The organism is Plantactinospora sp. WMMB334 (genome assembly GCF_049179095.1).
Taxonomy (GTDB): Bacteria; Actinomycetota; Actinomycetes; order Mycobacteriales; family Micromonosporaceae; genus Plantactinospora.
The window spans coordinates 4,531,042-4,539,464 of sequence record NZ_JBMHME010000002.1; the positions used below are offsets into that span (position 1 = coordinate 4,531,042).

General features: G+C 64.8%; 3 protein-coding genes. 1 reads left to right on the forward strand and 2 read right to left on the reverse strand.

All coding sequences use genetic code 11. The features are described from left to right. Positions 1-114 precede the first annotated feature (114 nt). Positions 115-5,169 carry a hypothetical protein gene (locus ACN27G_RS19400; protein WP_421494199.1) on the reverse strand — a complete coding sequence of 1,685 codons (5,055 nt, stop codon included), beginning with the start codon at positions 5,167-5,169 and terminating at the stop codon, positions 115-117. A 374-nt stretch (positions 5,170-5,543) separates the two neighbouring features. Between ACN27G_RS19400 and ACN27G_RS19405 the strand changes: the two genes are divergently transcribed. Continuing rightward, positions 5,544-6,215: a hypothetical protein gene (locus ACN27G_RS19405; RefSeq protein WP_421494200.1), complete on the forward strand. Its 672-nt coding sequence runs from the start codon at positions 5,544-5,546 to the stop codon at positions 6,213-6,215. A gap of 33 nt (positions 6,216-6,248) precedes the next feature. On the opposite strand, the gene ACN27G_RS19410 is transcribed toward ACN27G_RS19405, so the two are convergent. Continuing rightward, complete coding sequence (locus ACN27G_RS19410; protein ID WP_421494201.1) at positions 6,249-8,393, reverse strand: hypothetical protein; 2,145 nt, start codon at positions 8,391-8,393, stop codon at positions 6,249-6,251. Positions 8,394-8,423: the final 30 nt, after the last annotated feature.

Consider the following 8,423-nt stretch of genomic DNA (forward strand, 5'->3'; position numbering starts at 1 on the left):
ACACCAAAGCAGTGCTCGTGACGCGGCGTCCGCCCAGGCACCAAGACCTGGGCTCCCTGTCAACGGAGTGGTCCGCCGATCTGTTCAAAGCGGCACCGGGAGTTTGCCCTGCGATCACTTCGGCGTCAGATTGTCCGCGTTCTGCGTCTCCGCCCTGACATAGGTCTCGTGAGTGGCCCGCAGCTTGGTGACGGCCGCCTCCAGCACGTTGAGCAGGTTGTCCCCGGCGGTGCTCAGCACGGCCGCGTACGCCTGGAAGCTCCCTCCGGCCGGGCTCTTCCAGTAGGTCTCGATGGACTGCACCGCGGTCCTGAGGTTCCCCAGCTCCGACTCGATGTCCTGGCGTCTCTGCTCGGTCAGGTCGGCCGCCGCGGCCAACTTGGGGATCTCCACAGAGAAGGTGTAATGGCCACCGTCAGGACCGGGCCGGAAGCCGTCGATGGGCTCTCCGTCCTCGTCGAACCTGATCCAGTCGTCTTCCCCGAACACCCACTTGACGTCACCGTCCGGCAAATACTCGATGTCGAAGAAGCGCTGGGTGTTCGCGTCGTACCCGCGTTTGAAGAAGCCGGCCCGGAACTGGTCGAAGATGAGGTCGTCTCCGATAGTCATCTTGATCGGATCGCCGTTGGGGTCGTACTCGGTCACCTGATTGCCGACCACGACCTTGAATCCATTGTCGTGCGTGTTGTAGGTAATGACGATATCCCCACCGCCGCTCGTCTTACCCAGGGTGGGTCGCCCGTCCTCGTCGAACACGGTGAAAATCGAGTTGTCGCTGCTCTTCATCCAGTAGGGATCATCATCGTCGTCATAACGAATGATGGCACCCGAACCGTAGACTATCTCCGACGTACCGTTCGCACCGTACGTGATCGCAATAGACTCACCCGAAGCCGTCCTACCCGACTTCGGACTACCATCCACCTCACCACCAACATAAAACTCAGTAAACGTCGTCCCGTCAGCAGTCCTCATCCAGAAGGGATCGTCATCCTTGTCCAAACGAACGACAGCACCCGAACCGTAAACTACCTCCGACGCACCATCAAGTTGTTGTTTGATCGAGATAGAGTCACCGTCTGCGGTCGCACCTTCCTTCGGAGCACCGTTCGTATGGAAATCGGTAAAAGTTGTCCCGTCGGCAGTCCTCATCCAGTAGGGGTCATCATGGGAATCCATGCGGACAAGAGCTCCGGAACCATATGAGATCTCCGAACTGCCATCGGCATTGCGCCCGATCCGTATGGAATCGCCATCTGCGGCCCGCCCCGCCTTGGGAGTTCCGTTGCCGTAGAATTCATTGAACGTAGAATTGTCGACGGTCCTCATCCAGTAGGGGTCATCATTCGCATCATAACGAATGAGGGCACCCGACCCGAATGCGAACGCCGACGTCCCGTCCTCATGGTACGTGATCGAAATGGGGTCGCCATCCGCGGTCGTACCCTCTGTCGGTCTATGATCCTCGTCGAAAGCCGTGAAGACGGTGTTGTCAGGGAGCTCCTGCCGAATCGGCACCTCGCCCTGACCGTACTCGACAACCGTTCCGCTCTCGTATCGATGCACAGTCCGTTGAGGCGTCGGATACTCGATAGAAAAAGCTCCCGTTTCAGGTGAAAATCCTTCTGTGGGCCGCTTGTCACCATCGAAGCCGGAATAGACACCACCATCCGACAGCGTCTGCCGAACCGGATCACCGTCACGGTCGAACTCCACCACCGTCCCATCCGCATACCGCACCCACGACCCACCACCACCGCCGCCGTCGTCGTCGTACCCAATCGAAAACCGCTGACCATCAGCAACCCCAACCGTGGGACGGCCCTCACCATCGAAGCTCGAATAGACACCACCGTCCGACAGCGTTTGCCGAACCGGATCACCGTCACGGTCGAACTCCACCACCGTCCCATCCGCATACCGCACCCACGACCCACCACCGTCGTCGTACTGGATAGCGAAACTCACACCATCAGCGACCCCAAGCGTGGGACGACCCTCACCATCGAAGCCGGAATAGACACCACCGTCCGACAACGTCTGCCGAACCGGATCACCGTCACGGTCGAACTCCACCACCGTCCCATCCGCATACCGCACCCACGACCCACCACCGTCGTCGTACTGGATAGCGAAACTCACACCATCAGCGACCCCAAGCGTGGGACGACCCTCACCATCGAAGCTCGAATAGACACCACCGTCCGACAACGTCTGCCGAACCGGATCACCGTCCCGGTCGAACTCCACCACCGTCCCATCCGCATACCGCACCCACGACCCACCACCGTCGTCGTACTGGATAGCAAAACTCACACCATCAGCGACCCCAAGCGTGGGACGACCCTCACCATCGAAGCTCGAATAGACACCACCGTCCGACAACGTCTGCCGAACCGGATCACCGTCCCGGTCGAACTCCACCACCGTCCCATCCGCATACCGCACCCACGACCCACCACCGTCGTCGTACTGGATAGCGATACTCACACCATCAGCGACCCCAAGCGTGGGACGACCCTCACCATCGAAGCTCGAATAGACACCACCGTCCGACAACGTCTGCCGAACCGGATCACCGTCACGGTCGAACTCCACCACCGTCCCATCCGCATACCGCACCCACGACCCACCACCACCGCCGTCGTCGTACCCAATCGAAAACCGCTGACCATCAGCAACCCCAACCGTGGGACGGCCCTCACCATCGAAGCTCGAATAGACACCACCGTCCGACAACGTCTGCCGAACCGGATCACCGTCCCGGTCGAACTCCACCACCGTCCCATCCGCATACCGCACCCACGACCCACCACCGTCGTCGTACTGGATAGCAAAACTCACACCATCAGCGACCCCAAGCGTGGGACGACCCTCACCATCGAAGCCGGAATAGACACCACCGTCCGACAACGTCTGCCGAACCGGATCACCGTCACGGTCGAACTCCACCACCGTCCCATCCGCATACCGCACCCACGACCCACCACCGTCGTCGTACTGGATAGCGAAACTCACACCATCAGCGACCCCAAGCGTGGGACGGCCCTCACCATCGAAGCTCGAATAGACACCACCGTCCGACAACGTCTGCCGAACCGGATCACCGTCACGGTCGAACTCCACCACCGTCCCATCCGCATACCGCACCCACGACCCACCACCACCGCCGTCGTCGTACCCAATCGAAAACCGCTGACCATCAGCAACCCCAACCGTGGGACGGCCCTCACCATCGAAGCTCGAATAGACACCACCGTCCGACAACGTCTGCCGAACCGGATCACCGTCACGGTCGAACTCCACCACCGTCCCATCCGCATACCGCACCCACGACCCACCACCGTCGTCGTACTGGATAGCGAAACTCACACCATCAGCGACCCCAAGCGTGGGACGACCCTCACCATCGAAGCTCGAATACACACCACCGTCCGACAACGTCTGCCGAACCGGATCACCGTCCCGGTCGAACTCCACCACCGTCCCATCCGCATACCGCACCCACGACCCACCACCGTCGTCGTACTGGATAGCGAAACTCACACCATCAGCGACCCCAACCGTCGGACGACCCTCACCATCAAAACCCGAATACACACCACCGTCCGACAACGTCTGCCGAACCGGATCACCCGCCCGGTCAAACTCCACCACCGTCCCATCCGCATACCGCACCCACGACCCACCACCGTCGTCGTACTGGATAGCGAAACTCACACCATCAGCGACCCCAACCGTCGGACGACCCTCACCATCAAAACCCGAATACACACCACCGTCCGACAACGTCTGCCGAACCGGATCACCCGCCCGGTCAAACTCCACCACCGTCCCATCCGCATACCGCACCCACGACCCACCACCGTCGTCGTACTGGATAGCGAAACTCACACCATCAGCGACCCCAACCGTCGGACGACCCTCACCATCAAAACCCGAATACACACCACCGTCCGACAACGTCTGCCGAACCGGATCACCCGCCCGGTCAAACTCCACCACCGTCCCATCCGCATACCGCACCCACGACCCACCACCGTCGTCGTACTGGATAGCGAAACTCACACCATCAGCGACCCCAACCGTCGGACGACCCTCACCATCAAAACCCGAATACACACCACCGTCCGACAACGTCTGCCGAACCGGATCACCCGCCCGGTCAAACTCCACCACCGTCCCATCCGCATACCGCACCCACGACCCACCACCACCACCGCCGTCGTCGTACCCAATCGAAAACCGCTGACCATCAGCAACCCCAACCGTGGGACGGCCCTCACCATCGAAGCCCGAATAGACACCACCGTCCGACAACGTCTGCCGAACCGGATCACCCGCCCGGTCGAACTCCACCACCGTCCCATCCGCATACCGCACCCACGACCCACCACCGTCGTCGTACTCGATGGTGAAGTTGTTGTCGTCGGTCCTGCCCGCTAGTGGCCGACCCTGGGCATCGAAGCCGTTATAGACAGTGCCCTCGCCAGTGTCCTGCCAAATGAGATTGCCGCCGGCGCCAAAGTGGGCGGAGGAGCCATTCGCGTAGTGGACGGTCGAGCTGTTGTCGGACTGATACGAGATGGTGAAACCGGCGCCTTCGGCCAGTCCGGACTGCGGCCTACCCAGAGAATCGAAGGCCGCATACTCGACGCCGTCCGCAGTCGTCTGCCGGACAATGCTGCCGCTTGCGTCATGTTCGGTGGACGAACCGTCATCGTAACTGGTGACGGTACTGCCGTCGGCACGGTAGCTGATGGCGAAGTGGAGGCCGCCCGTAGTTCCCTCATGAGGGCGACCGAGCGAATCAAACGATTCATAGACGGTGCCGTCGGCGGCCTCTTGTCGGAGACCGGCGCCGTCCGGGGCGTATTCAGCGCTGGCGGCGTCTTCGGCCGTTGATCGTTCATTGTCGTCCTTCGCGTAGGTTACGGTGAACTGCGATGCCTCGGTGTAGCCGGACACCGGACGGTTATCCGCGTCGAACGCCGAGAAGACCGTGCCGTTGGGCATCGCCTGCCGGACAAGGTTGCCGTCGACATCGAACTCGGCGACCGTGCCGTCGACGTATCTGGTGATGGACCCGACGCCGGCCTGGTGGCTCGGGCCTTCGTCGCCCTGCACCGACACGCGCTCGGGAGTGCCAGAGTTGCTCATCTTCACACCACTCTCGTCGCGGGCGGAGATCGTCGGATTGGTTGCTGGTCGAGATCCTCCGCGCCCCACCGGAATCGGGAGCTCCCGAGCTGCTGGTTGGCTGCCGCCTCGGAGCACAGACCTCGGGCTGGTGGAGGGTATCGGTGGTCCGAGGGGCGGTCGCAAGCCCTCGTACGGGGATCTCCGAAACCAACGGTGCGGAGCACCCGCCGGAGGGGCGCCTGTCACGGGTAGAACCGGCGCCTCGGCGGCCGCCGTCACGACACGTCGTGACACCGGATTGGGGACGTTGACACGCGCCCTCGGGCCTGGGAAGGCTACTGGTGGCGTGGTGTCCCCTATCGGCAGACGGCGGTCAGGGACGAGATGAGGAGTCCACCTTGGTCAACAAGGCCGACTACAACAACGAAAATGTCACGCTCGCGGTAACTCCGGTCGAACTATTCGAGCTGGGCAAGAGGATCGAGTCAATCAGCGTGACGATCGCCGACCACTTCCTCGCCATCCACAACGAATGGAAGGCGCTGGCACTTGGTTGGTCCGGGAGGAGCCAGGAGGAGAGCGACGCCTTCGCGAAGGACCACAAGCTCGCGATGGACGACTTCTTCGGGGAAGAGGGAGCTGACACCGACCCCGAGAAGAAGCAGGGTGTGGTCAACCGGGTCGCCGGCGGGGTGCAGGGCGCCGGAGACGCGTATGCGCAGAGTGAGGTCAGCCTCTTCTACGGGTTCAAGTGGTTCGCCGACTCGCTGGAGTTCCCCGACCAGGAACTGAACACCTCGATCCGGGAGCACGCGCACGTCGAGCCACCGGCCGAGGGACCCGAACCCAAGGTTGGCGAGCGGGACTTCACCAGCCCGCCGGTCAGCGAGAAGACCTCGGGCGCTCCCACGCCCTGGTTCGAGGAGGGTGCGGAGGTCCAGGGCACCTGGACATGGATCGAGCCGGCCGAGGGACCCCAGGACAAGAGGATCACTGTCGAGGATGGCGCCATCTGGACCGGCCGCGAGGGTGACGGTGTCACCGTCGAGTGGGTCGACGACGAGGAGTGACCGAGCCTGCGTCCGTGCGGGACGCGAATGGGGTCAGGGACAGTCGGCGACGTAGATGGCCACCTCGTTCAGCGCCGCACGGTGCTCGGGCATCTGCTCCACCAGCTCCTTCAGTGTGCTGAGGAGGTCGTTGCGCCCACTACGCGGCAGGTAGGCCGAGTGGCGGAAGATCTCCTTCCGTACGCTCTCCGGGCTGGCTCCTTCGATGCGCTGACCGATGGCACTGAGGATCGCCCGGCTCGCGCCGTCGTCCGTGGTGCCACGGGTGATCGAGGCCATGTCCTCGAACGCGGTCCTGCGCGCCTCGGGCTCCTTGGCGGCCAGAGTGGGCACGGCAGAGAGGATCTTCCCGAATCGACTGGCGGCGTCGGCGCCCAGGTAGTCGAACGCGGCATCGACGAGGTCGGGGTTTCTCTCGGTCATCCGCAGGAACGCGTCGTGGGCGGCGAAGACGTCCCGCTGCACCCCGAGGCCCTCGATCTGCGGACGGAGATGCCGCAGTGCCGTGCCGTGTTCGGTCAGCTCGGCCCGGAGCGCCGTGGTGTTCTCCAGCGGCACCGACAGGTACGACAACAGGCGTGCGGGCGGTCGCCGGAGGTCAGCCGGTGGCCGCTGGCCGGTCGCCGCCCGCAGCAGCGCGCCAGTGACGTCCTTCTGCGGCGGTACGTCCACCCTGCGGCCCTGCGGCCCGCGTGCCTCCCACAGGTTGTCGAGGTTGAGGCTGAGGCCACCACCCTGCATCGGGCCGCCGCCGGCGGCGCCGACGGTCCGCCGCAGCAGCGGAACGTGGTAGCGGTCGAGAACGTCCAGGACGTTCTGGTCGACGTCGCCGGTGGCGACCACCGCCGGTAGGGCGTCGCTGCCGAGGTACTGGAACAGCCGCATCTCGAGGTTGAGCAGCTCCCTTCGACCGGGCCGCGCGGACGGTCTTCCCGGCTGTTTACCGGTACCGCCGCCGATCACGATCACGTCCAGTTCACCGTCCCGGGCCGCCGTCGTCACCTGCTCCAGGAGCCGCTTGGGTACGGAGTTGAACTCGCCGATCAGCTCCACCGCGTGCGCACCGTCGCGACCCACCTGGCGGTGCAGCCGCACGCCGGACGGCGGAGCGGCCGGCCGCTGCCGCGCCGCGGGGTCGACCGGCCGGGAAGCCCCGAGGTCGCGCAGCACGGTGAGGATCTCGGCGTCGCCGCTCAGCTGTGCCAACTGGATCTGGCCGGGATCCTGCGGAAACACGGCCGCCCGGCCGGCGCCGAGGTCGAGGAACGCGACGCCGTGCGCGTCGTGCACCCCCAGGTAGACGCTGGTGGCGCCGTCCGGGCCGTCCACCGCGACCAGCGCGTACGCACCGGGATCGGTCGCCGCCATCCGGGCGAGCAGTTCGCCGTAGCCACCGACCCGGGTGACCGGCGTGCCCGTACGGGCCAGGTCGTCGGGGACGAGCGGCCGGCCGAACTCGCGCAGCGGGCGCGCATGTGCCCGGTCCGTGAGGCTGGCCGGCAGGCCGAGGCGCACCTGCCCGTCGTCGAACACCATCCGCCCGGGTGGATACGGGTGACCGAGCACCTCCGCCACGATCTCGTCGTCGAGGCCCGCGTAAGGGTCCGGCGCCCAGTGCCGTCCGGGCACGACCCCGATGATGTACGCATCCTCGACGGACGGGACGAGCCGCATCTCCCGGTCGAAGGCGAGGATCCGGTTCGGGTTGACGGACGGGCGTTCCCCGGCATCGTCCGACCGCAGGTCGGCCGCTGTGACGTACACCGGTAGTCCGATGGCGTCGGCCCGGGCGGCGGCGTCCGCGAGACTGAGCCCGTGCTCCCCGAGGGGGCGCTCCACCATGCGCTCCAGCGCCACCGGCGGGATTCCCCGCAGGAACTGGTACAACAGCGTCCGGGCCCGTCTGGCGGTCGCCGTGCCGGCCTCGCCGGCCGTGCGGATCCCGTCCTGCCAGTGCACCGCCGCCGGCGCAAGCTCGTGCGCCGCGTCGATCATGCCGTCGCCCAGCGACAGATAGGTGATCCCGTCGATGCCCGGCAGGTCGTTTGCCTCGGCGAGCAGCGGGCCGCCGTCGCCGCCGACCTGCGGGTTGACCTGGAGGTGTACGCCGGTGTTGGTCGGGACCACGTGGTCGAGGCAGATCGCATCCATGATGCGTGGTGTGAGCGGAATGGTCACCGGGAGCCTCCGGGCAGCGGGTCGAACGGG